Below are 26,457 nucleotides of genomic sequence, written 5' to 3' on the forward strand. Positions count from 1 at the left end.
ATAGTTATTTTACACTTACAAAAGAATGAAATCTAAGTGCATAATCCAACACTACAGCCTTTTCCGTAACCCACCATAACTTTAAATACCATTTTTTAAATAATTTATGGCGTACACGATAGTTTTTTATATGTTTTATCAGGCTTTCGAATTCAGAATAATCCGAAGGCCGTATCCTCGACTGCATCTTCAGACTGAGGAGGCAGAAATTTACGGCTCCATCAACAAAATAAGCCTGGTTCTTCCTTACATGCTTGCCCACGTTTTCCTTGTCCATCTTTTCAAACATAGCCTCCACCATGTGGACAATCTGCATCAGATTCTTTTTCTGGCTCTCCGTATCCACCGACTGCCCTTCCCTTCCCATACGGTAATGGTAAAGATACAAGTCATACACAATAAAGTCTTTCACACGTGAATAGGGCAGAAAGCAATACAACGTATCCGTATAATTTATCCCTTCCAACAAACGGAAATTCATTTCTTTAAGAAGGGAAGTTTTATAAGCCATGCCATTCATGCCAAATTCAGCTTCATAGGAATGCGTACGGATATAAAATTCATCCGTCCGATAGACATGGTCCTTAAACACGGAACAGAAAGAATGCTTGATTTCATCCACCTTCTTGTCTTTGTCAAAAATCTCATCCACCCTTAACGTTATCACCAAATCGGTATCACAAGTCTCCAACTTCTGCAAAAACTCCACTAACGCCGAAGTATCGAACCAATCGTCTGCATCCAATATCTTGAAATACTTTCCGGTTGCAATTCCTAATCCGGCATTCACACAAGAACCATAATGTCCGTTGGCCTTGTCTATGACTTTAATCAAATCGGGCCTTTTCTGTTCATATCGACGAATAATGTCCAAAGACCCGTCCGTACTGCCGTCATTCACCACTATGACTTCAAGCCTATCGCTGACAAGCTCATCGGTCACAGAATCCAGACAGGCAGGCAGATATTTTTCCATATTATAGGTTGGTATTACTATGGAAAGTATTTTCCCGCTCCCAGCCTTTTGAACCACCTTATCATTCACCATATTTTTCACAATAAATTAAAATACAACCTCTTTTTATCCCGACAAGCCACCGCTCTCACGAGTTGGGCCGGATGCGTCAGAGGCTTTGCATATCGTTTAGTTTCTTGTAATACCCGTTGAGGGCAATAAGCTCTTCATGCGTCCCACGCTCTACAATCTCTCCTTCGTAAAGCACACATATTTCATCTGCATTCTTGATTGTACTGAGCCGGTGCGCAATCGCAATGGTCGTACGCGATTTCATCAAGCGTTCCAACGCCTCCTGCACCAAACGCTCTGACTCCGTATCCAATGCGGAAGTCGCCTCATCCAGTATCAATATCGGCGGATTCTTCAGGATGGCACGGGCTATGCTGACACGCTGCCGCTGCCCGCCCGACAAACGGCCTCCACGGTCGCCAATCATCGTATCATAACCTTTCTCGGATTCCATGATGAAATCGTGCGCGTTGGCTATTTTGGCAGCTTCGACAACCTGCTCCATCGTCGCGTTCTCCACGCCGAACGTAATATTATTATAGAAGGTATCATTGAACAGGATGGCCTCTTGGTTCACATTACCGATCAGAGAACGCAAGGCCGGAATAGATACGTCCTTCACGTTCTTCCCGTCTATAAGCAAGGCTCCTTCACCCACATCATGATAACGGGGCACCAAATCGACCATCGTGGATTTACCAGACCCGGACTGCCCTACCAAAGCCACCGTCTTCCCTTTCTGCACCTTCAAGTTTACATGCTTCAAGACCTGCCGCCCCTCAATATAACTAAAGGAAACGTCACGGAATTCCAACTCATGCTCAAAAGCAGTCAAAGGCAAGGGTTTTTCCGGCTCCTTGATATGGTTCTCAGCCTTCAAGATCATATCAATACGCTCCATGCTGGCCAAACCCAAAGGAATATTATAGAAAGCCTTGGAGAACTCTTTCAAAGGATTGATGATACTGTAAAGAATCACCAGATAGAAAATAAACATAGCGGCATCTATCGGGGAATACTGATTCAAAATCAATGCGCCGCCAAACCATAATACGATCACTATCACGCAAGTACCCAAGAACTCACTCATAGGATGCGCGGAACTCTGACGGATAACCATCGCATTCATGGCATCCCGGAAACCGTTATTGATTTTGGCAAAGCGTTCAGACATCTTGCGCTCTGCAATGAAGGCCTTGATAATCCGAAGGCCTCCTAAGGTCTCATCCAACTGAGACATGATGTCTCCCCATTGCCCCTGAGCCACCACCGACTGACTTTTCAATTTACGGCTTACCGACCCCATGACCCATCCGGCCAAAGGCAGAATGACTAGCACGAACAACGTCAGTTGCCAACTAACGGTAAATAAAGTAATAAAGCAAACCACCAGAGCTATCGGATTACGAATCAACATATCCAGTGAACTGGTCAGTGAATTCTCGACTACCGACACGTCCGCACTCATCCTTGCAATAATATCCCCTTTGCGCTCCTCCGAAAAAAAACTCAATGGCAATTTCAGCACTTTATTATATACTTCAATACGTATATCACGGACAATCCCCGTACGAAGAGGCACCATCACCGCTGCTGACGCGAAATATCCCGTAGTCTTCAACAAAGTCATCACAATCAGGATAAGCCCCATGAATATCAAAGTGACAAAAGCCCCATTCTGTTCAATAATATAATTGATGAAATAATATCCGTTATTGACCAAGACATCCTTATCCAAATGATGGATATCCATCGGCATGTATTCATACTTTGTCGTATCAATCTTGAACAAGATATTCAGAATCGGCACCAAGGCTGCAAACGAAAACACGTTAAGCCATTGCGATAAAAAATTCAATATGACAGCCCAAGTCAGATATTTACGATAAGGTTTCATATACCGCTTGAGCAAGGAGAAAAATTCTTTAATCATATATATTTCAAATGAATGGATTGGTGCAAAGGTAGGCATTTCTCTCCAAGTGACCAACCACGACGTTGTTTTTTATCATATTTTACTCACATTCATCCGGTCTGCATGGCCCATGCGCCACCACCGCCCCACAGCCGGACAACCTAATCCGTGCATCGAGTTTGCAAAATGTCAAAATGACAATCCCGCTATCATGAGAATCGCTCATTTCCGCCCGCCGGCCGCCCTGACGGCAAATAACGCAGTCTCACGCGTCCGGCTTTTGACTTTTTGATGCCTTCCGGAAGGAAAACACCGCTTTGCGACATCGCCTCCAACCATTTGCCCGCACGCCTCCCGACTACGTGTCAGGAAATATGCAGCACAAGATTACATCGTGCTTCCCGTTTTTGGAGCACTACCGCCTGTCAACTAGCATAAAAATCAGCTCCAGACTGTACATGAACTCCCGTTTTACGCCCGAATATTCCACCACCGGCAGACATCTTCGCCCCGATATGAGGAGAAAAAAAGTGTTTTCTGCGCCAAGTGATTTTTTTCTTTCATGAGATTAATCCGCTGTTATGCCCATTCTTGCGTGAAAAAGCATAAACAAAGATTAAAATATGTCATTTTAAGGGGCTCAGAAACATACAGAACACATCTTTTCATACCGGCCTCGCTACTTTTCTTTGTCATTTTGCTACATTTCGGAATCCCATAAATATTATCCGGAGCTTTAGGACTTACATTTCGCGCAATAAATACCATCACCTCGCCGAACAAAACCAATACACGACAAAAGCTATTGTTTCAATGACAAAAACGGCCAAAAGGCGGTTGAATCTCCTGATATATTTATGAGAGGTTTTGGAACTTCCTCCATACAAAGGAGTAGTTTCCTCCCTTACTTTCTTATAACGTGCCACAGTCCACTTCGTCTTGGCCAGACATTCCAAATAATACGGCGTGAAAGGATGGTTGCAATCCTTTTTCCACGGCTTGCCTCCACCTGCAAAATGCACCACGACCGGATGCTCCTTCCATCGTTCCACTTCCTTGAATTTAGAGGCATGCAACCTGACCCATTGATAATCCCGCGTATACCATAAATCCTGAAAATTATATCCGTATGGGAGGTATTTCACTGCACCGTGCAGCACCACGTTCAAAGCATCCTGGTCCGGGAAAAGGCACTTCTCAGGATGTTCCCGGATGAACTCCACCAACCGGCATGCCACATTATGCTTCCGCCAATAGCCCATATTGACCAACAGCACCCCCGAGTTAAAATAAGGCGCGCCATACACCCCAATCCTGTTTTGCAAGGTTATGTCATCAGCCTCCTGATCCTCCACCACCGCGCACGCATAACCTTCTATGTCCGTCTTCCAAAGTTCCTGCAACGAATCGTTTACCAGAATATCGCAATCCATATAAAGCATCTTCTCCTCGTCCGGAAACAAATCCGGCAAAAGAAAACGGTAATAAATGGATTCCCTGAACCTGTCGCTGACTTTCAAACCTTGCACAATCCCCGGCTCAATGACCTTGACCGTCAGCAGCCCACCATATCTGGTAGCAATCTCTTCCAACCCTTCCACATCTACTTGTGGCAAAGCCTTCGTTATCACATAAATGTGGCAAGGAACCTTCCGGTGGTGTTCAAAAATCGAAACCACACAAGGACCGCAAGCCATCATATAATAAGTATCCGTACACAAAGCTATCTTTATCATTCCACTATCTTTTTTGCTTTAATCAAATCCTTTACAGTCCTTTCTGAAATACCTCCATCGTCTGCAATGAATACTTGTGGCACACTTTCTCCATCTTACGTTTCCGAAACGTCGCTACAAACTTCCTGTTCAATTCCAAGTACTTCCACAAACGTTTATAAACAAAATGCCGTGCAATCAAACCCTTAACACCCAACTCCGTGTCCGAGACATAGTCGAACCCATGCAAACACTCCAACACTCCCCGACAAGCTTCCGAAACGTCGGCTGATCGCTCCAACAGCCCAAACTCCCGCAAAAGCTTCAGGCCTTTCCGGATATAATAGAGGGCAACTCCGGTTTCCAACCTGTCCGTTCCCCTGATAGCCTTGTCTTTCAATATTTCCAACTTATATCGTGCAAAAGCCTTATAAGGCGTATAACCAGTGTGCATGAGCGACCCGTCTCGTTGGTAGTAATAATACAGCGGGACACAACACAAAACCACGCTCGCCGCCTCCGGAACGTATTTGTATAATACAAAAGCATCCTCGAAAGGAAAAGTCTCCATCCTATGCCTTACAACAATCTCACGCCGGCATAACTTGTTCCACAACCCTTCATCCATTTGGTCATAACCTTTCATCTTACGCATGGCTTCATCAGGGGAAAGGCACACAACTTTATCGTCATAAGCCCATGGCGCAGTCAAACGCTGATGCTCCTCATCATAAAAATAATGTTGGCAACATGCCACATCCGCCCCCGTCTTTGTTATCAGGCCATAAAGCACCGCTACAAAATCCATATCCACATAATCATCCGCATCTACAAAACCGATGAATTCACCGGAGGACTTTTCTATGGCCGCCTGCCGCGCATCGCCGGCTCCAGAGTTCCGGGGCATGCTGAAAACCTTAAAACGCATGTCTGACGCTGCCATCTCACCGGCTATATCCAAACTCCCGTCTGTGGAACAGTCGTCCATAATTATGACCTCTATGTTCCGGTAAGTCTGCTTTTCCAATGAACGCAAACAACGCTCCAAATAAGGGGCTACGTTGTACATGGGTACAACCAATGTCACCAACGGCCCTTCCGTGACCGCAAACGAAGGTGTATTTTCCATCCTGATTCCAATAACAATAAATGATTATTTCTTTTTAAACTTCGCGAAAAACAAGGTGGCACCCTTGTATAAATCAAAGAGATGCAAGCAAAGGAAGCGGCGAAAAGCCAAATAAGGAGACTTCGTCAACAACGGAACGCCACTTACATTCTTTCTCAAATACTCCATCAAAACCTTTCGTTTCTTGTCGCTCCCGTCTTCGCTTAAAGAACGGTCAAGAATACGTAGATACATGTTAGCCAGAAACCGGTCGGAATCCTCCCAAAGCCCTAAAGCCTTGGCACGGCTGTGTTTGACATCCAACGCATATAAATAATCATCCCATTGGTTTTGTCGGAAAGCTTTGGTGACAATACTTTTTTGGCGCTCTACATAATGATAGGTTATATCTCCGGCCACATAAACCGTCTTCGCACGTCCGAACACTTCTGGCAACGTCAAAATATCCTCAAACGTCCTACCCACAGGAAACGAAACTCCGTCGAAAAGCTTCCTCTTATAAAGTTTGTTCCATAAATAATTCTTGATGAGCCGGTCTTGGAATAAAAGTTCCAAAGCTTCCCGTGTACCCCAACGTTCATTCTTTCCCACAGCACACTTCTGAATATTTCCATTCTGTAAATGCAAATAATAGCCGCACTGCACAATATCCGCACCAGAGACAACATAGGCATCGTACAAAAGCGCATACATATCCTGCTCTATCCAATCGTCCGGATCCACAAAACCCAAGAGTTCTCCCGTTGCCACAGACAATCCCAGATTACGCGCCCCGGCAACACCCTGATTGACCGGATGACGAATCAGCTTGAAACGCGGGTCTCCTTCTATTGCAGCCTTACACACGTCATAAGAACCGTCCGTAGAAGCATCGTCCACCAGGATAACTTCTATGTGGCCGTACGTCTGTCCTCGCAAAGAACGGATACATTTCTCCACATATCGTTCCACATTGTAAACCGGTACGACAATGCTGATTAACGGAACAGACTGCCCCTCAAGTGTTTTTTTGCTCGAACCATAGTAACGTATATCTATATATTTCTCGCTTTTTATTCCTAAGGCATAAGGCAAGAAGTGGACGAAACGATGCAAACGCACCGCCCACCCGTCATTTTTCTTCTCCACACCGGGAAGCAGGCTCTCGTATTCGAAATATAACCGTCGCAAAGGATGCATGCAGTGGTATTGCCAAGGCTTGCGCCCGGAATAATGCAAAATGGCCGGACGGGTAATCGTTTCGATATGGGGAGGGACCCAACCGGCCGACTTACCCTTTGGCCTGCGGTAGGCGCCCTCTTGGACGTTCCATTTCATATCCAAAAGCCTTTTACGTTCGTGAAGCAGACTGTTCAGCAAGTCCTGATCATTATAGACAATCCTGTCCGGATACATACGATAATGTTCCGCACACAGACGTTCCACCCCATGTGCTCTCCAATACTCCAGGTTCAGCAACAAGACCCCTCCGTTGAAATAGTTATAAGACGATGCATAATGCAAACGACGACAATGCACCGGATTGACGGTAAAGCTATCCGGCACTCCGGCCAAAGCAACTCCCGTAAGGTCTGTCTCCCATAAACCATACAATGAAGACAAAACCAATACATCACAATCCAAATACAAGACCTTGGACACGGACAACGGCAATATGGAAGATAGCAGACAACGGAAAAACACGACTTTCGACAAGCGCTGCTTCTCCCATGTCACTTCATAGCCCTTCATCTTTTCTTCCGCCACTTCATAAAAGAACACTTTCGCACCATAAGAGTCGCACAACGCAGACAGAAAGGCCACATCCTCTTGATGTAGATTCAATCCTACGATATGAAATACTATTTCATACGGGACATTGTTCCGCAAAACCGACACCATCGTTACCGCACAAGGACGAACGAACCGGCTGTCTATGGCAAATGCTATATGCATCATATTAAAAATCAGTTTATCGAATTGAAAACATCACGAATCGTCTCGTCCGCATAAATATATCCACATTTGCACAATTCCTCAAAATGCAGCTTCCCTATCACCCGGTCGTACTCTTCTTCTAGCAAACCTTCCTTATAAAGTCGGTAAAAATACCTCCAATGACGACCGCCATGCCTGCCCTTATGTTCTTCCAATTGTACACCGCCATTCACCATTTTATCCATAAACTGACGACGGCCGCGCACATTATAATGATAAACACGAATCGCCGAGGACTTTGCATATTGAGGCAACATCCTCACCTTATGGTTTCCCATGGAGATTTGCAAGTAACCGTCGGTCCGGTGAATTACCTTACGGTTCTGGCGTTCGAACAAGGAGTATAACGACAAATCATACGCCTCTATGTCGGTTACAGGCCGTACGGCCTTAGACCATTGCCAAAAAGGTTTGTCTTCTTCGGGATACATGCTTCTCACCTCGCAAGTCTGCACATTGGCACGAGATTCGCTTAACTCTTTTTTCAACGACCCGGAGGGAGCATACCAGAATTCATCTGCGTCTGCATTAATCACCCAATCCGCCCCGAAAGACGTCTTGGCCTTCCATATCATCCGGTCTACCCACTCTTTTTGTTCATAGCCCGTAGCTGCTTCCCTTATCACGTCTACCACCCATCCTTTCCGACGATACTTTTCGATAATCCCGCAGGTCCCGTCTGTCGAATTGTTATCCGTTACAATAAAAGCATCCACTCCCATAGCTTTATGGAACAACAGGTTCCGTTCCAATAACTCCTCTTCATTTTTCACCAGAAGCGTCATTATCAACCGGGGATCAGGAAGTTTCAGGAACATTCTCGGCAAATCCCGGACGGCACGGATTATTTTATGAATAATATATCGGTTCACTTTACGCTTCATTTAATTCACTTAACCGATCGAGACTTTCAACCAACTTTCCGGCACCACGTCCGCACTATTTGTCGTCTGCGTCCAACGTTCCGGGGCAATCACTATTTTGTCCGGCGACGGATTTAACCACGCTCCCCACCAACTGAAAGTACTATTGCATATAATATGATGGCGGCAATGGCTCATCAACATCATGTCCTGCCAACTGTCCTCCCCTTTGTTCCAATCAATGAATACGGCATTTTCCAATGGCAGGTACTGGCGTACCCAATCCAAATCCTCCGAAAATACATAATAATGGGGATGGACTATTCTTTTCTCCAACTCGGACAGGGCATTGAGGTAATAAGAACGTTGACAAATGCACCCCAACGACTTCCAATGCTTCCCCTGAAGATAATCCCCTCTCCTGACATGTATGGACACGGCATCCGGGTCGGCCATAATCTCCTGCATCGCACAAAGGCTCTTTCTGTTTACCCGGCGAACATCGAAAACAAACGCCTCGCGCACCTCCTTTTCCACACCGGCAAAATATTCCTCAGACTGATAAAAGCCTTTAAAATAAATCCATGGCCAATGATACTTCCGGATGTAAGGCACAAGCGAACCACCTTGCTTCCGTTCCAATATGGTCTTAAACAACAAAAACTCTATGATTTTCTTTAAACTCCGGTTGATACGGAACTCCGTACGGGGAAGATTAAACACCTTGTTCATCTCATACCCATAATGTACCCGATAATGGACCATATCCGAAAGGTCTATCTTTGTATCTGGAAATACAGCCCTCATCTTCAAGTACATGGCATAAATGAACATTTGGTTACCCAAACCACCTGTCATTTTTATCAACCTCATAACCACCTTTATTAAAACTTCATATACTAATAATCGCTCTCTTTTGAAGAGATAAACCGAATATCGTTATCCATTGTTAATCAAAAGATTGGTGTCATTTAGTAATATGTTTATCCTCAACAAAAGGCAAAAAAAGACACTCTCGCATACTTTTTATCCATTTACTTCTTTGTAATTATCAATTAATTATGTAATTTTGCCGATATTCGGTTTATCTCTTCAAAAGAGATAAAACCGTAATTATACCATATTCAAGCAAATGCCTACTTAATGTATGGGAGACAGCATCATTTATAAACTAAAAAGCGGGAAGCCCAACAAATTCCTTAATTTCCTTTCCGGTTTTGCCGGATTAGCCATTCCGGATGCCTTTTTCCGGCAGCGGTTGCGCGGACTTCTCGCCCAAGTGCCCAAACATCCCGATTACGACTATATTCGCAAACGCGTGGACTATTACATCAAAACGGACCAACCATTCCACGTCTCAGACACAAACAGGCTCACTCGTGAACGTAGTTGGATTTATTATACTGGACGAATAGGGGATTATACCCGCAAAATGTTCCATACAGCTTACTTTTTCGACCAACACGACGTGACCCGTTGGTTTCCCAAACATTTCCGTTGGAATTTCTGCCCAGGAGATGTATATTTCACTCCGGACACACCCACAATCGTCAAAAGTCGGTTGTTGACCGGCGACAATAGTAACTCCGTGATACTAAAGTTGGACAAACTACGCCATTTCATGTTCGTGCATGACACCATACCTTTCCGGCAGAAGAAAGACATGGCAATCTTCCGGGGAAAAATCCGCCAAAGCCGGGTACGTACAAAATTCTTGGAAATGTTCTTCCACCATCCGATGTTCGACTGCGGCGTAGTAGGGCGGAATGAAGGCTGTCCGGACGAATGGATGAGGGAAAAGAAAACCATCCGCGAACATTTGGATTATAAATTCATTATGGCCCTGGAAGGAAACGACGTAGCTTCCAACCTGAAATGGGTCATGTCGTCCAACTCACTGGCCGTCATGACACGTCCGACTTGCGAGACTTGGTTCATGGAAGGAACGCTCGTTGCCGGATACCATTATGTAGAAGTGAAGGAGGATTTCTCGGACTTACCGGAGAAGCTGCAATATTATATCGAACATCCGGAGCAAGCGGAAGACATTATCCGCCACGCCCATGAATACATCAGGCAGTTCCAAGACAAGGAACGGGAAAACCTGATTTCGCTGATGGTATTGGACAAATACTTCCGGCTTTCGGGACAACAATAAAAAATGAGGATATGATGATTCACATAGCTTGCAATATAGACCACAATTATGTGCGACATTGTGCCGTTACCTTGGTCTCTTTATTTGAAAACAACCCGAAAGAGACCTTCACCGTACATATTATTGCACGGGAATTATCGGAAACAGACCGGAACATTTTAACAGCTTTAGCCGAAAAATATAAAAATAAAGCCTGTTATTATATACCAGACGCACAAATGTTGGAAGGATTCACCATCCGGGCTACCCACAACCGCCTGTCGTTGGCCGCCTATTACAGGTGCTTCCTGTCTGCCCTATTGCCTGAAAGCATAGACCGCGTACTGTACTTGGACTGTGATATTGTAATACTAGGAGACATCACTCCGCTATGGCGTACGCCTTTAGACGCTCATACGGGAGTAGCCGTAGTGGAAGACACCGGGTGCAAGGAACTGCAGCGTTACGAAATCCTGCAATATCCGGCCGAGGACTCGTACTTTAATTCCGGTGTCCTCCTTATCAACCTCGCATATTGGCGAGAACACCATATCGCCCAAGCTTGCGTCGATTATTACCGTGCATATCCGGAACGTATCATATTCAATGACCAAGACCTGTTGAACTGTGTGTTGCACCGGCATAAAACGTTAGTGGGTCTGCAATGGAACGTGCAAGACGGATTTTACCGCAACCATCCGGCCATAAGCCCGGAATGGCGCAAAGCCCATGCCGAAACATTAAGGCATCCGGTCGTCCTGCATTACACCAACCGGAAGCCGTGGAACTACGACAGCCAACACCCCTTACGGGATGTTTATTTCCAATATCTGGATCTGACCCCGTGGAAAGGAGAACGCCCATGGCATAGCGTGAAGAACAGGTTCAAACGCTTTTTCCGCTTGTTACCTTTTTATATAGGAATGAGAAAAGCCAAGTATATCCGGTTAGAATCCCTGTAAAACAGAAACCATCGTCCAAAAGGCCATTATCATGGGTAAAATAAAAAGATTTTTCAAACATATCGAAAAGTTCTTCGTCAGGCGTAAACAGCAACTCATCATGCACCATCTGCTATACCGCGCAGGAGGAAAGGAGTTAATTGCCCGATACACAATGGATTACCTGCCCGCATACGAACCCATTACAGGGAGTTCACCGATATGGACATGTTGGTGGCAGGGCGAGGACGCAATGCCAGACATCGTAAAAGCCTGCTACAACGCCATGCACCGGTTTTCCGACGGACACCCGGTCATTCTCATTACGGAAAAGAATTACAAGGATTACGTGAACATGCCCGACTATATTATCCGAAAACAACAATCGGGCGAAATCGACCTTACCCACTTCTCGGATATCCTGCGTATGATGCTGTTGGCTCGACACGGAGGAATCTGGATGGACAGTACGCTATTGATACCGTCCAAACACCTCGGCACATTTATCCATCCAGAAGATAAATTCTGGAGCTGCCACCACCATACCCGTTACTACAACATCTCGCAAGGCGGATGGGTCAGCTTCTTCTTGGCCTGCGGGAAAGGTAATATTTTACCCTCATTTATCGCTGACATGCATCTCTGTTATTGGAAGAAACATAAAAAGCTAATTGATTATCTACTTTTAGATTATACATTTGCCATGGCTCGTAAATACATTCCGGCCGTACACGATATGATCGAAAAAGTACCCATCACAGAAATGGGACCGTTGGGCAAGTGCCTGAATGAAGAGTTCTCGGAAGAAAAATGGAACGAATTCTGTACCCGGTATGATTTCCACAAGGTAACTTACAAGATACCTCTCTGCAAAACCACAGTCGAGGGCAAGAAAACATATTACGGACATATTCTTGAAACTTATCTTACACAACCTTAAAAACAAGAAACATGAAAGTCAACTGCGTAGTAGTCACATATAACCGCCTGGCCTTACTTAGAGAATGCCTGGCTGCCATAGAGAAGCAAACCTATCCGATACACAAGGTAATCGTGATAGACAATTGTTCTACAGACGGTACGGAGGATTTCCTGAAAGCATACGCTGTACGCCCTCAATTCCAAGTCATCCGCACGGAACAGAATATCGGAGGAGCCGGCGGTTTCTCTTTAGGCGTAAAAACATCCGCATTAGGCGGCGGAGATTACACATGGATGATGGATGATGACACCATCCCCTCTCCAGAAGCTTTGGAAGCCCTCATGCAAACAGCCTCACAGTCCAATGACATCGGATTCGTTTGCAGCAAAGTACTTTGGACCGACAATACCATTCATCCCCGCAATATGCCCGGAGGACTAAAAAAGGACACCATCGAAAACAACGGTATCACGGCCTGCCGCTGCGAAGTCTGCACTTTCGTCTCTGTCTTGGTCAGCAGCCGTGCGGTCTACAAAGTTGGCTTGCCCATCAAAGAGTTCTTTATCTGGTTCGACGATATCGAATACACCCTCAGAATCACAAGAGCCGGATTCAAAAATTACTATACAGAACAAAGCATTGTCGTACACAAGACCTCGGACGTGTACGACCCGAATATCGAACAGGCACCGGTCAATATGGCCAAACGTTTTTACTATCAAACCCGCAACACCTGCTACTTTAAGCACCGCGAACAACCGAACAAACTTTTGTTCAGGCTGTCGATATGGAATAAGCTTCGTATCCTGAAACGAAGAATCAACCGCCGTAAAGACGGACACAAACAAGAGTTCTTAGCTGCAGTAAAGAAAGGATGCCATGACGGACTGACTTTCTACCCGGAAATAGAATATTTACCTCTATAAGCATACAAAATACAACAGAATGTCACAAGAGCCATATAAACTCCTCACATTGGTGATCCCGACCTACAACATGGAAAAGTATCTCACCAAATGTTTAGAATCCGTAACCGCCCCTTGTATACCTCCGACATTGGAGGTCATTGTTGTAAATGACGGTAGCAAAGACCGTTCCCTGGAAATTATGAAAGCCTTTCAGCAAAAAAGACCGGATATAATCCGCATCATCGACAAAGAAAACGGCCACTACGGTTCGTGCATCAATGCAGGGTTACAAATGGCAAAAGGGAAATATTTCAGGCCCTTGGACGCAGACGACTGGATGGATACGGAGGTTTTATCCAAACTTTTAAATGTATTAAAGAATTGCGATACGGACTTGTTTATTACACTCCGTACGGAATATAAGATCGATAAAAATAATCGTCATATCGTGACACACTTCCCTTTCCGCAATGTAGAATACAATAAGATTTATGATATTTCGTCTTTCAACATAAGCGAACATACCTATGGCGATGAATTCAACATGCATAGCATGACCTACAAAACAGAAATCCTAAGACAGGTAAACCTGCGCCATATAGAAGGTATATGTTATACCGACTTCCAATACTGTTTTCTGCCGATAGACCGCATCAAGAGCTTCATTATATTCGATTTATACCTCTATTATTATTTCATAGGAAGAGAAGAACAATCTACCAGTGTGCAGTCTATAAAGGGGAACTTATCGCACATTTGCAAAGTAATCAATTTCATGATTCATCACTTGGACAGGCAATTTCATCAAAACCCAACCATACAGGCCAACCAAATACACTTTATCGACAAGGCTCTGAATATCTATGTAATCAGTCTCAGATGGCAAAGAAAAATCACAGAGCAGGATTACCCCGAAATTTTTAACGTTATCGATGCCGTAGACCGATACCATATCCAAAACCGAATCTTGAACAAACCGTATTTCCGCCTTTGGCGGAAGCTGAAAACCCGTAAGGTACTCAACCTAACCCTTACCTTGTACCGTTGGGCGCATATCAGGAAATTCAGAAAGATGGGAATGTAAAAACAAACATCCCTACAAACGTCCCAACCTTTCCCTTATGCCGTCAGTATACGCTTTCCAAAACATCGGAATATCAGTCCACCGATAAGCATCCGAGAAAGGTGCCGAGAAAAAGGCTATTAAAATATAACCGATGGCCCCGTTAAAGCCGCGAAGATATTTCACGGCCCAGTTCTTCCCATAATGGTGATTCAAATAAGAAGAATTACGTATCTGGTAAAAGCGTTTCCATTTTTTCTTCTTATTACGTTCCCCCCACGAATCGTCCGAGAAAAACTTTTCTTTATCCATCAGGGCCGTAGGAACATACAAAATCTTATAACCGGCCATCACCGTGCGCAAGCAATAATCCGTATCATCACAAAAAATAAACAAATCTTTATTGGGAAGCCCTACCAACTTCACAACCTCACTGCGAACGAACAAACCTTCGAAAGCCGTTCCGCAAATCTCGACAGGAGCATTCACTTCCATCTTGGACAATCGTCCTGAATACATGGATGAAAACGGATGAGTCAAGTTGAAAGATAGAAAATCATTCGTATAAATCCGGCCCTCCAACAGGCGGCGCGGCGCCAAAATCCCTACACCTTCATATCCGGCGTACGCCAATAGCCGCTCCAGACAATCCGGACGCGGAAAAACATCGTCATCCATGCACCAGATCCAATCGGCATCGGCAAGGCGAGCATACTCCATTCCGGTATAAAAACCTCCGGCTCCCCCGACATTGGTCTGATGAATCGTTTTCACATCCTCCTGCTCGTCCAACCACACTCCCGTCCCGTCCGTACTACCGTTGTCCACCACTACAAGGGTTGTAAGCGGTACGGTTTGCCGACGCAAACAAGAGAGATTCCGTTTGAGAAGCTCCAGACGATTATAAGTTACGACAACAGCAATCACATTCATGATACATACTAATATAAGTCGTTTATTTTTCCAGGCTGGGTACTCCGGAAAGCTTGCATCAACTTAAAGCATTCCTCCGCATCGAATCCGCGTACGGCAGCATATTCTTCAGCCAACAAACGATGCATGTGCGGCGTAGCCGGAAGGCGCTCGAAATTCTTGCATCCTTTTCTCATATCAATCGGACCGATATACATCCGATTCAAGTCCACTATCTCAATCCGAACCCCTTTGTCTGTCTTTTGGAACAGAATGTTCCCACGCCCGTAATCCTTATGCGCATACCCATGTTCATGCAAAACGGCCGTCACTCTCCCTACCGTACGAACAACCTCGTCTGCATAATCAAAATGCTGATAGAACAAATCATTATAGACGTATGGGCAAGCCGACGCCAACGTCACATAATAACTACGGTCGAAAAGCAGTCCTTTGCGTACATTAAGATAACCGACCGGAGCGGGAGTCCCTACCCCTATTTCTTGATACATCCTCGCATGATCGTAAGAACGTTTAGCCTTTGAAGGACGGAAAATGCCATAGACGAAACGATTGACCCAATTGGGACGGTGAAAGGACTTCACCACCAAGTCAAGCCCTCTATATGTCATTTTCCTCAATTCATTGCGTCCCTTATAAACCACCGAACCTTCACCGGTCGCAAAACGTTCGGGAATGGAATACATAAAATCCTTCAAATCCTGATAATCCGGCCGGAGTTCCAACGTCCGATGAGCCAATAAATGACAAAGACTTGGCTTAATCCATTTCATCCTATTCAAATTTTATCCAGTCCTTTAGTAAATTTCAACCAATAATATTTCAACGGATTCTTATACTTTAACTGTTTCCATGGACGACTGCCGTGAGGACGATGCCACACCGGAAGGGTCGTAAAAAGGTAATTGCGAAAACCAGCTTTCAATGCCTCATGCGAAATGGTCACGTCATACCAATTCTTTGTCGGGTCAAGCTGCCCAAAATCAAATTGCCCCAAAAACTTCGGTGTCAGCAAAGAGCAACAAAAACTACAATGTTTCTTCTCCGGATAAACCTGGTTTTCCCATCCCCGTGCATAAAGATAGGGATAATTGACCAAACCGTCCTCATCCGTAGTCACCGCTGCGGCAATGGCACAATCCGGACGTTGCACAGCTCCGTCGAACAAGTCCTGCAAAGTATTCCTCTTCACAACGACATCCGACTCTACAATCAACAGACCGGCATCCGCAGCTAAAGCTTCGCGTCGGGCTGTCTGCAACACCAATAAATAATTAGGAGACGGATGATTTGTCAAATCACACAAATTAACCAACTTAAAACCAAGTTCCTTGGATGCTTGTTCCAAACGTATCGTATTCTCAGCTGTGCTGAAATCATTATAAACGGTATATGTAAAAGGAACACTGGTCTCCGAAGACAATACGGCTCTTATCGTCTCAAGCGTGAAATCGATGGAATCCTTTACCGGCGTAATGACCTGCAAACTTTTCATATCATTGTCTCCCGTAATTAACAAAACTGCTGCTTGGCTAATGCCAAAGCCGCAGCTACCGTATCATCCATATCCGCATAAGTGTACTGAGCCAAACGTCCGCCAAATAAAACATTCCCACGCGATACCGCCAGTTCACGATAGGATTTGAATATTTCAGAGTTACGGGCATCATTCACCGGATAATAAGGCTCTTTACCCGGGGCAAAAGCATCAGGATATTCGTATGTAATCACCGTAGTAGGCTGAGTTCCGTATTCAAAATGTTTATGTTCAATCACACGCGTGTAAGGTACATCCCCAGCCGTATAATTCACCACAGCATTACCTTGATAGTCCTCTACCTCCAAATGACGATGGTCAAAACGCAGGCTACGGTATTCCAAACGTCCGCATTGATAATTGAAATATTCATCAATGCAACCGGTGAAAAGAATTTTATCGGCCATAGCATCCCAAGCCTCACGGTTTTCAAAATAGTTCGTGTCCAACCGGACTTCTATACCTTCCAACAAAGCATCTATCAATACGTTATATCCACCTTTCGGTATTCCCTGATAAGCATCGTTAAAATAGTTGTTGTCGAAAATAAAACGAAAAGGTACACGCTTGATGATAAAGGACGGAAGTTCTGTAGCCGGACGTCCCCACTGCTTCTCAGTATACCCTTTGATTAGACGGGTATATATATCCTTTCCACACAATTTCAGAGCTTGCTCTTCCAGGTTCGCCGGTTCAGAGATAAATTCATACGCCTTACGCTGTTCAGCTACCTTAGCCTTGGCTTCAGCCGGTGTTTTCACTCCCCACAACTGATAAAAGGTATTCATATTGAAAGGCAGGTTATACAATTTACCTTCATAATATGCCAATGGAGAATTGGTATAACGATTAAATTCCACCAAACGGTTCACATAATCCCAAACATCTTTATTGTCCGTATGAAAGATATGGGCCCCATACTTATGTACACGAATACCTTCTACATCCTCACAATATATATTCCCGCCACGATGGGCACGCTTGTCTATCACCAAACAACGTTTCCCTGCCAATCTGGCTTCATGGGCAAATACAGCACCGAATAATCCCGCGCCTACTATCAAATAATCATATCTTTCCATGTATGGTCACATTTAATCATTTTATTGTCGAATCTTGTTGGCGTCTCAGCCATTCTTCCTTGGTACGCTTCCATCTCTTATGCGTCCACAGCCAATATTGCGGAGCTTTCCTGATCATTTGCTCCAATTGTTCCATGAACATAGCTGTCATATCATATTCCGTACGATTTACCTCCGGTATCTCCATCCGTCTGAACGTACACTCATAATAACCCCTACGGGGACGAATGATATCCGCAAAAAAATAAACCGCTTTTACCTGCCGCCCTATCTGCTCCGCTCCGGTAAAAACAGCGGTTTCACGGTGCAGGAAGGGAACAAAAAAATGCATGCTGTTCCACTTGGGTAGTTGGTCGGATATAAAGCCAATCATCGCAGGGCGCTTTTCCCGTTTCAGTTCAATCACACGCCTCAATGTATTTTTCATCGGAATACATTCCCCACCGAACTGGTTTCTCAATTTCAAAAAGAACCTATCCACGGCTTTATTATACAAAGGATGGTAAATTTGTGCACAATGGATAGAAGGAGATATGGTATAGGGTAATGATGCCACCCACTCCCAATTACAATAATGCCCAAGATAAAGGAATATGAAATTATGCCCCTCTTCGCGCACAGCCTGTTCCACCTGCTCCACTCCACGAAATACCATCCGCTTCTTCATTTCCTTTTTCGAAATGGAAGTCAGCTTCAAAGTTTCTACAAAATAATCGCAAAAAAAGTGATAAAATTTCTTTTCTATCCGGACAATCTCATCCGATGACTTTTCGGGAAAAGACTTCAATAGGTTATCCCTTACTACATCACGCCGATATTTGATGCAATGATACACTATCAAATACAGGACATCTGACAGAAAATATAAAACGCAAAAAGGAAGCAAGGATAGCAAATGGCTCAAGCCAAACACTACGTAATACATCAAGTTGGTCCATTTGTCTTGTTTCTCCATACAAATTCCGTATCGACTTTAATGACACAATAAAAAAGTGCCTCTATTTAAAGAATATTGCAAAGCTAAACAAACTTTTTTGAATCGGCAATAATTCTATAATAAAAACTCATTAACTTTGCATCATGAAAATAGTTGTTGACGACAAAATCCCATTTATCCGAGAGGCTATCGCCCAGATTTCCACCGATGTGATTTACAAACCCGGGATAGCCATCAGCCCCGACGATATACATGATGCCGATGCCCTGATTATCAGAACCCGCACTCGTTGCGACGAAACCCTTCTGAAAGGGAGTAAAGTTTCTTTTATCGCTACCGCCACTATCGGATATGACCACCTTGACATTGAATATCTGAAACGCGCCCATATCACATGGGCCAACTGTCCCGGTTGCAATGCCAATTCCGTAGGACAATACATCCATTCATGCCTTTTGCTTTTGGAAAAAGAAAAAGGATACGACCTATCGAAGACTACGGTCGGATTAGTCGGAGTAGGACATGTGGGCCATGCCGTTATCGAAGCTATACGCCCTTTGGGAGTACAAATCCTTCTCAATGACCCACCACAAAAAGAAGCCTTGTGTAAAGCCGGAAAGCCTCATGAGTTTTTTTTGAACATGGAAGAGCTGCAAGAGAAGTGCGACATCATCTCGTTTCATACTCCATTAATCACAAAAGGTTCTTATCCGACTTTCCATTTAGCGAACAAAACATTCTTCAACGCACTAAAAAAACGACCCATCATTATCAATACAAGCCGAGGGGCTGTCGTGGATAATACGGACGTACTTCAAGCCTTAAAAGATGGTATTATCCGAGATGCTATTATCGATACTTGGGAGAATGAACCGAATATCAATCAAGAACTTCTCAACCTTATATATATAGGAACCCCGCATATCGCAGGTTACTCCGCCGACGGAAAAGCCAATGCCACCCGTATGGCACTCACAGCATTGTGCAACCATTTCCACCTTCAGGCCACTTTCCAAATCCGTGTTCCTCAACTTCCTGAGGAAGAGCTACCGAGTCCCAATCTCACAGAAAAAGAACGGGCATTGGCTTTATATAATCCACACACGGATAGTTTGAAACTCAAGTCCCATCCCACCATGTTCGAAGAATTGAGAGGTAATTACCCGTTAAGAAGAGAATTCATAGAATAAGTCTCGTAAAAGGGAGCAAATACTGCACACTACATATACTTTTGTGCAAAAAAGAGCAATTTATTTACTTAATTGCTTGCATAAGTGGGAAAAAAAAAGTTCCTTTGCACTTGGATTTACAGAATTACATTAATAATAATCAAAAAATTACAATTATGTCTGAAATTGAATCAAAAGTAAAAGCTATCATCGTTGATAAGTTGGGTGTTGACGAAGCAGAAGTAGTAGCCACAGCAAGTTTCACAAACGATTTAGGTGCTGATTCATTGGATACAGTAGAATTGATCATGGAATTTGAAAAGGAATTCGGTATCAATATTCCCGATGATCAAGCTGAGAAGATCACGACTGTAGGTGACGCTATTAGCTATATCGAAGCTAACGCAAAATAATATTTTCTCTAAACGAAGATAATGGAATTAAAAAGAGTTGTGGTAACAGGTATGGGTGCCGTTACTCCATTGGGAAATACGACCGAGGAAACTTGGAAGAATTTGATTGAGGGAGTAAGTGGTGCCGGACCTATTACACATTTCGATGCTTCCTTGTTCAAGACTCAATTTGCTTGCGAAGTAAAAGATTTCAATGTAGGCGACTACATTGACCGCAAAGAAGCACGCAGAATGGACTTGTACACCCAATATGCCTTGGCTGCAGCCAAAATGGCCGTAGACGATTCTGGCATGGATTTGGAAGCTGTGAACAAAGACCGTATAGGTGTTGTCTTCGGGGTGGGAATCGGTGGAATCCACACTTTTGAAGAAGAAGCCGGAGCGTATGCACTTACAGGAAAAGAATTGGGTCCCAAATACAACCCATTCTTCATCCCGAAAATGATTGCAGACATTGCAAGCGGTCATATTTCTATTATGTATGGTTTCCATGGCCCGAACTACACGACCACTTCGGCATGCGCATCTTCTACCAACGCTTTGGCTGACGCATTCAACCTTATCCGTTTGGGGAAGGCAGATATGATTCTCAGCGGTGGTGCGGAAGCGGCTATATGGCCAGCCGGCGTAGGTGGTTTTAATGCCATGAAAGCTCTTTCTACCCGGAATGATGACCCACAACACGCATCCCGCCCATTCAGCGCAAGTCGCGACGGTTTCGTTATGGGTGAAGGTGCCGGATGTCTGATTTTGGAAGAATTGGAACATGCCAAAGCACGTGGAGCTAAAATTTACGCTGAAATGGCCGGTGCAGGCATGTCAGCTGATGCCCACCACATCACGGCCTCCCACCCGGAAGGGTTAGGTGCCAAACTGGTTATGGAAAGAGCTCTCGAAGACGCTGAAATGAAACCGGAAGATATTGATTATATCAATGTACACGGTACTTCAACTCATGTCGGAGACATTTCGGAAGCCAAAGCCATCAAAGATGTTTTCGGTCCACACGCTTACGAATTGAATATTAGTTCTACTAAGTCTATGACAGGACATCTGCTCGGTGCCGCCGGTGCTGTGGAAGCAATGGCCAGTGTGATGGCAGTAAAAGAAGATATCATACCCCCCACTATCAACCATGAGGAAGATGACAAAGATGAAGAAATCGACTATGATCTGAACTTCACCTTTAATATTGCTCAGAAGCGTACCGTGCGTGCCGCTCTAAGCAACACTTTCGGTTTTGGTGGGCACAATGCATGTGTAATCTTTAAGAAATACGCTGAATAAGTCGTGTATCCCAAAGATATCATAGAAAGAATAAGGCTCCCTTTCAGAAAAGACAAGGAGCTTTATTCTTCTTTTTATAAGATATTAGGATTCTATCCGCACCATATCCAATATTACGAACAGGCATTGCATCATAAGTCCTCATCTATAAAAAAGCAAGGAAGTTGGATTAATAACGAACGGTTGGAATTTTTGGGCGACGCCATTTTGGATGCCGTCGTAGGAGATATTGTCTTCCGCCACTTCAAAGGCAAACATGAAGGTTTCCTCACCAACACCCGCAGCAAAATCGTACAACGTGAAACATTGAACAAATTGGCCGTAGAAATCGGTTTGGATAAACTTATCATTTCATCCACACATTCCTCCACCCACAACAGCTATATGTGTGGCAATGCTTTTGAAGCCATGGTCGGTGCGATTTATCTGGACCGGGGCTATTCCTATTGCATGCGTTTTATCGGCAAACGCATCATGACCCAGTTAATCAATATCGACAAACTGGCCTATAAAGAAGTCAATTTCAAAAGCAAATTAATTGAATGGGGACAAAAGAGGCGAGTTGAAATTACCTTCGACCTGATAGATCAGGCACAGGAGGGAAACAGTACGCCCGTTTTTACCACCCAAATCACAATCGAAGGAGTGACATGTTGCAAAGGAAGAGGCTATTCTAAAAAAGAGAGCCAACAACTGGCTGCAAAAGACACTCTGGCACTATTGAGGAAATCCCCCAAACTGGTTGACAAAATCCTTTCCAACAAAAAACAAAAAGAGGCTTTGTCTGAAATGACCATACAAGACAACGAACAGCAAACCATAACGGTAATTGCTCCACCGAAGCTTCAAGTCTCTGTCACAGAATCCCCCGATTTCAGAATGGTTAGCCGAAGATAATGCAAGCCGAACTATAAGTACATAGATAGCGACACATAGTCCATTAAAATCTGTATAAAGTTCGTTATTCTGATAACTTTAAGTTATTTTTGCAAGAGAATAAAATGATTCCTGCGGAAATACGACATGAATAAGACGAAGTTAGTCAGCTGCTTTCTTTCAGGCAGACGAAAAAGCATATCCAAATATGAAAACCAAACGGAAGAACTGCAATTAAACGTTCTTCATAAACTCATCTGTCAAGCTATTCATACGGAATGGGGACAAACACATGGATTTGCACAAGTCAAAGACTATGATTCCTTTACGAAAACCTCTCCGGTAAACACTTACGAGGAACTCAAAAGTTACATCGACCGTATGCGGCACGGGGAAAAAGACGTATTATGGAGCGGACAGGTCCGGTGGTATGCCAAATCATCCGGCACAACCAATGACAAAAGCAAATTCATTCCCGTCAGCAAAGAATGCCTGCAAGACACGCATTACCGTGGCGGGACGGATGCCGTAGCCTTATATCTGGGGCAGAATCCCCGGAGCAGGATGTTCGACGGCAAAGCATTGATACTCGGAGGAAGCCATTCGCCCAATTACAACCTCCCCCATAGCCTGGTAGGAGATTTGAGTGCCATATTAATCGAAAACGCCAGTCCGTTCGTCAACTATTTCCGCATTCCCTCCAAAAAAGTCGCATTATTGGGCGATTTTGAAGAGAAACGCGAAAGGATAGCCCAAGCTGCCATCAGAGAAAACGTGACGAACCTGAGCGGAGTTCCGTCGTGGATGTTGTCCGTATTGACTCGTGTCATGGACATTTCCGGCAAAACCCACCTGGAAGACGTATGGCCGGGCATCGAGGTCTTCTTCCACGGAGGCGTAGCCTTTACCCCCTACCGCGAACAATACCGGCAACTCGTCACTGCATCCGACATGCATTACATGGAAACGTACAATGCCAGCGAAGGGTTCTTCGGGCTACAAAACGATTTGCAAGACCGGTCCATGCTCCTGATGATAGACTACGGAGTGTTCTATGAATTCATCCCGATGGACGAAATAGATAAAGAAAATCCCCAAATCGTGCCACTTTGGGGAGTGGAAACCGGCAAGAACTACGCCATGGTCATCAGCACCTCGGCCGGTTTGTGGAGGTACATGATTGGCGATACCGTAAAATTCACGCAAAAGAACCCTTATAAGTTCATTATTACCGGACGTACGAAATTCTTTATCAACGCTTTCGGGGAAGAGTTAATCGTAGACAATGCCGAAAATGGATTGAAAGCGGCATGTGAAGCCACCGGTGCGCAAATACGGGAATATACGGCAGCCCCCGTCTACATGGATGCCCACGGCAAATGCCGCCACCAGTGGCTGATAGAATTTGCGAAAGAACCGGAATCGCTCATAGATTTCGCACACATCCTGGATTTGAAACTGCAAGAAATCAACTCCGACTATGAGGCCAAACGTTACAAGGACATCACCCTGCAGCATCTGGAAATTATCCCGGCGCGTAAGAACCTCTTCGACGACTGGCTGAAATCCAAAGGCAAGTTGGGAGGGCAGCATAAGATTCCGCGCCTGAGCAACACGCGCACATACATCGACGAAATGTTATCCATGAATGCCCCCGCAAAACCGGAAAATCTTTAAAAACCAAAAAGAAGCATAATATGCAAAAAAGACTCACACCATACCCCCTCATCGCCCTCCTCTGCATTCTCGTCTTAGCTGCTTGCGCCAGCATCGGAAGCCCGGACGGAGGTGCCTATGATGAAACCCCTCCCAAAGTGGTCAAATGCCAACCGGCCAACATGTCGGTAAACAACCGGGAAAAGAAACTGACACTCACGTTCGACGAGTTTATCGTGCTTGAGAATGCTTCGGAAAAGGTCGTGGTATCCCCACCGCAGAAGGAAATGCCGGAAATCAGGACTTCGGGGAAGAAGATACACATCACCCTGAACGACAGCCTGAAAAAGAACACGACCTATACGGTAGACTTCTCCGATGCCATCGTGGACAACAATGAGGGGAACCCCATGGGTAACTTTACATACGCTTTCTCCACCGGCTCAGAAATTGATACGATGGAAGTCTCCGGTACATTGTTGGAAGCCGAGAACCTCGAACCTATCAAAGGCATGTTAGTGGGACTGTATGCCGATTTAGCCGATAGTGCCTTTACGACACAATCCTTCACTCGCGTGTCCCGCACCAACAGCCGCGGGCAATTCACCATCAAAGGCGTCGCACCGGGAAAATATCGTATCTACGGCCTGCAGGATATGGACGGAGATTTCCGTTTCAGCCAAAAAGCCGAAAAGATTGCTTTCGACTCCGTCATCATCGAACCTACATGTGCTCCCGATACGCGTCAGGACACGGTTTGGATAGACAGCACGCACATCGACACCGTCAAGACCATACCTTACACCCACTTCTATCCGGACAATGTCATTCTCCGGGGATTCACGGAAGACTATCAGGATTTGCATCTTCTAAAGACCGAACGTCCTATCCCGGAAATGTTCACCCTCTATTTCACAGGCCCGTCAGATACCATTCCGACTTTGAAAGGACTGAATTTCGAGGGAGTGGGAAATATGGTATTGGAACGTTCCCTGCACAATGACACGCTGACTTATTGGATTACCGATACCACGGTGGCCTATAAAGACACGCTCACTTTCAGCCTGACTTACTTAGATACCGACACATTGGGACAGTTGGCCTACCGTACGGATACGCTCGACCTGATTCCCAAGATTACCCATGCACGCCAAGCAAAAGAACGGCAAAAGAAAATCGAAGAGTGGGAAGACCAACAAAAAAAGGCCAAACGCCGACAAAAGGAAAAGTATGTCGCCAAGCCCAACCCTTTCCTACGCGAAGACCTCACTTATAAAATGCAGCCGAGCGGCGGTATCGCTCCTACCCAAAACATCAAGTTCACATTTGCCGAACCTGTTGCCGGGATAGACACCACCGCACTGCGTTTCTACAAACAAAAAGACAGCTTATGGCTTGAAGAGCCTTACCTATTCCTTCCGGTGGAGGGAGACATGCGCAGCTACATGCTGTACGCGGAATGGCATCCCGGAGACAAATACAAGTTCGAAGCGGACAGCAATGCCGTAAAAAGCATCTTGGGTAAAGTGAGCACGGCCATAAAAAAAGAAATCCCCGTAACTCCGGAAGAGGATTTCAGTTCACTGTTCATCCGCCTCATCCTGCCGGACACGGCTGCCTACGTACAACTCATGGACAACAGCGACAAGGTGGTACGGAGCGCCAAAGCCGTAAACAACCGTGCAGACTTCTTCTATCTGAAACCGGGCGAATACTACCTGCGCCTTTTCATAGACCGGAACAACGACGGAAAATGGACCACCGGCGACTATGCCGCCAACCGCCAACCGGAGGAAGTCTTCTACTTCCCTAAGTCTTTGACCCTCAGGGCACGTTGGGAGGTGGAACAAGACTGGGACGTGAGAGGCATTCCGTTGAACAAACAAAAGCCGGATGCCATCACCAAACAAAAGCCGGATGCGGAAAAGAAAATCAAACAACGCAATGCGGAAAGAGAACGAAACAGATAA

General features: G+C 45.0%; 23 protein-coding genes. 11 read left to right on the forward strand and 12 right to left on the reverse strand.

Features of this window, described 5'->3' with window-relative positions; all coding sequences use genetic code 11:
* Positions 1-4: 4 nt before the first annotated feature.
* The 7 genes from AC5RDV_RS03050 to AC5RDV_RS03080 form a co-directional block, all read right to left on the reverse strand.
* The gene (locus AC5RDV_RS03050; RefSeq protein ID WP_130893671.1) at positions 5-1,048 is read right to left on the reverse strand and encodes a glycosyltransferase family 2 protein; all 1,044 of its coding nucleotides are present in this window, start codon (positions 1,046-1,048) and stop codon (positions 5-7) included.
* A 76-nt stretch (positions 1,049-1,124) separates the two neighbouring features.
* On the reverse strand, positions 1,125-2,960 hold the full coding sequence (locus AC5RDV_RS03055) for an ABC transporter ATP-binding protein (RefSeq protein WP_008626619.1): 1,836 nt from the start codon (positions 2,958-2,960) through the stop codon (positions 1,125-1,127).
* 749 nt (positions 2,961-3,709) lie between these two features.
* Positions 3,710-4,678: a glycosyltransferase family 8 protein gene (locus AC5RDV_RS03060; RefSeq protein ID WP_282748320.1), complete on the reverse strand. Its 969-nt coding sequence runs from the start codon at positions 4,676-4,678 to the stop codon at positions 3,710-3,712.
* Positions 4,679-4,709: 31 nt separating this feature from the next.
* Positions 4,710-5,786: a glycosyltransferase family 2 protein gene (locus tag AC5RDV_RS03065; RefSeq protein WP_282748321.1), complete on the reverse strand. Its 1,077-nt coding sequence runs from the start codon at positions 5,784-5,786 to the stop codon at positions 4,710-4,712.
* A gap of 24 nt (positions 5,787-5,810) precedes the next feature.
* Positions 5,811-7,724, reverse strand: coding sequence for a glycosyltransferase (locus AC5RDV_RS03070; RefSeq protein WP_282748322.1), 1,914 nt, complete (start codon positions 7,722-7,724; stop codon positions 5,811-5,813).
* An 8-nt stretch (positions 7,725-7,732) separates the two neighbouring features.
* Positions 7,733-8,581 (reverse strand): glycosyltransferase family 2 protein, encoded by an 849-nt coding sequence (locus AC5RDV_RS03075; RefSeq protein WP_338117938.1) that lies wholly within the window; start codon positions 8,579-8,581, stop codon positions 7,733-7,735.
* Positions 8,582-8,656: 75 nt separating this feature from the next.
* Entirely contained in the window at positions 8,657-9,499 is an 843-nt protein-coding gene (locus tag AC5RDV_RS03080; RefSeq protein ID WP_130893673.1) for an alpha-1,2-fucosyltransferase, read from the reverse strand.
* A 274-nt stretch (positions 9,500-9,773) separates the two neighbouring features.
* Here AC5RDV_RS03080 and AC5RDV_RS03085 point away from each other — a divergent pair, with 274 nt between their 5' ends.
* Genes AC5RDV_RS03085 through AC5RDV_RS03105 form a run of 5 tightly spaced genes read left to right on the forward strand, consistent with a single transcriptional unit; the run spans position 9,774 to position 14,618 of the window.
* Positions 9,774-10,784, forward strand: coding sequence for a glycosyl transferase family 90 (locus tag AC5RDV_RS03085; protein ID WP_130893674.1), 1,011 nt, complete (start codon positions 9,774-9,776; stop codon positions 10,782-10,784).
* Positions 10,785-10,795: 11 nt separating this feature from the next.
* Positions 10,796-11,725 carry a glycosyltransferase family 8 protein gene (locus tag AC5RDV_RS03090; RefSeq protein WP_008626633.1) on the forward strand — a complete coding sequence of 310 codons (930 nt, stop codon included), beginning with the start codon at positions 10,796-10,798 and terminating at the stop codon, positions 11,723-11,725.
* Between the two features lie 31 nt (positions 11,726-11,756).
* A complete protein-coding gene (locus tag AC5RDV_RS03095) occupies positions 11,757-12,644 on the forward strand; it encodes a capsular polysaccharide synthesis protein (RefSeq protein ID WP_282748323.1) in 888 nt (295 codons plus the stop codon).
* Positions 12,645-12,655: 11 nt separating this feature from the next.
* Entirely contained in the window at positions 12,656-13,552 is an 897-nt protein-coding gene (locus AC5RDV_RS03100; protein ID WP_282748324.1) for a glycosyltransferase family 2 protein, read from the forward strand.
* Between the two features lie 19 nt (positions 13,553-13,571).
* Complete coding sequence (locus AC5RDV_RS03105) at positions 13,572-14,618, forward strand: glycosyltransferase family 2 protein (protein WP_282748325.1); 1,047 nt, start codon at positions 13,572-13,574, stop codon at positions 14,616-14,618.
* A gap of 12 nt (positions 14,619-14,630) precedes the next feature.
* On the opposite strand, the gene AC5RDV_RS03110 is transcribed toward AC5RDV_RS03105, so the two are convergent.
* Genes AC5RDV_RS03110 through AC5RDV_RS03130 form a run of 5 tightly spaced genes read right to left on the reverse strand, consistent with a single transcriptional unit; the run spans position 14,631 to position 19,104 of the window.
* The gene (locus tag AC5RDV_RS03110) at positions 14,631-15,530 is read right to left on the reverse strand and encodes a glycosyltransferase family 2 protein (protein WP_130893676.1); all 900 of its coding nucleotides are present in this window, start codon (positions 15,528-15,530) and stop codon (positions 14,631-14,633) included.
* A gap of 8 nt (positions 15,531-15,538) precedes the next feature.
* Positions 15,539-16,303: a lipopolysaccharide kinase InaA family protein gene (locus AC5RDV_RS03115; RefSeq protein ID WP_282748326.1), complete on the reverse strand. Its 765-nt coding sequence runs from the start codon at positions 16,301-16,303 to the stop codon at positions 15,539-15,541.
* Between the two features lie 5 nt (positions 16,304-16,308).
* The gene (locus AC5RDV_RS03120; RefSeq protein ID WP_282748327.1) at positions 16,309-17,025 is read right to left on the reverse strand and encodes a glycosyltransferase family 2 protein; all 717 of its coding nucleotides are present in this window, start codon (positions 17,023-17,025) and stop codon (positions 16,309-16,311) included.
* Between the two features lie 17 nt (positions 17,026-17,042).
* Positions 17,043-18,149: a UDP-galactopyranose mutase gene (glf, locus tag AC5RDV_RS03125; RefSeq protein ID WP_130893679.1), complete on the reverse strand. Its 1,107-nt coding sequence runs from the start codon at positions 18,147-18,149 to the stop codon at positions 17,043-17,045.
* A gap of 16 nt (positions 18,150-18,165) precedes the next feature.
* Positions 18,166-19,104, reverse strand: a complete 939-nt coding sequence (locus AC5RDV_RS03130; protein WP_008626651.1) for a lysophospholipid acyltransferase family protein — start codon at positions 19,102-19,104, stop codon at positions 18,166-18,168.
* A 125-nt stretch (positions 19,105-19,229) separates the two neighbouring features.
* Here AC5RDV_RS03130 and AC5RDV_RS03135 point away from each other — a divergent pair, with 125 nt between their 5' ends.
* From AC5RDV_RS03135 to AC5RDV_RS03160, 6 genes are all read left to right on the forward strand, one after another.
* The gene (locus AC5RDV_RS03135) at positions 19,230-20,276 is read left to right on the forward strand and encodes an NAD(P)-dependent oxidoreductase (RefSeq protein WP_282748328.1); all 1,047 of its coding nucleotides are present in this window, start codon (positions 19,230-19,232) and stop codon (positions 20,274-20,276) included.
* Positions 20,277-20,431: 155 nt separating this feature from the next.
* Complete coding sequence (locus AC5RDV_RS03140) at positions 20,432-20,668, forward strand: acyl carrier protein (RefSeq protein WP_021979430.1); 237 nt, start codon at positions 20,432-20,434, stop codon at positions 20,666-20,668.
* A 21-nt stretch (positions 20,669-20,689) separates the two neighbouring features.
* Positions 20,690-21,955 carry a beta-ketoacyl-ACP synthase II gene (fabF, locus tag AC5RDV_RS03145; RefSeq protein ID WP_008626656.1) on the forward strand — a complete coding sequence of 422 codons (1,266 nt, stop codon included), beginning with the start codon at positions 20,690-20,692 and terminating at the stop codon, positions 21,953-21,955.
* 3 nt (positions 21,956-21,958) lie between these two features.
* Positions 21,959-22,852, forward strand: a complete 894-nt coding sequence (gene rnc / locus AC5RDV_RS03150; RefSeq protein WP_008626657.1) for a ribonuclease III — start codon at positions 21,959-21,961, stop codon at positions 22,850-22,852.
* A 126-nt stretch (positions 22,853-22,978) separates the two neighbouring features.
* Positions 22,979-24,508 carry a GH3 auxin-responsive promoter family protein gene (locus AC5RDV_RS03155; protein ID WP_282748330.1) on the forward strand — a complete coding sequence of 510 codons (1,530 nt, stop codon included), beginning with the start codon at positions 22,979-22,981 and terminating at the stop codon, positions 24,506-24,508.
* Between the two features lie 20 nt (positions 24,509-24,528).
* Entirely contained in the window at positions 24,529-26,457 is a 1,929-nt protein-coding gene (locus AC5RDV_RS03160) for an Ig-like domain-containing domain (RefSeq protein WP_282748331.1), read from the forward strand.

Source organism: Paraprevotella sp. (genome assembly GCF_986071375.1).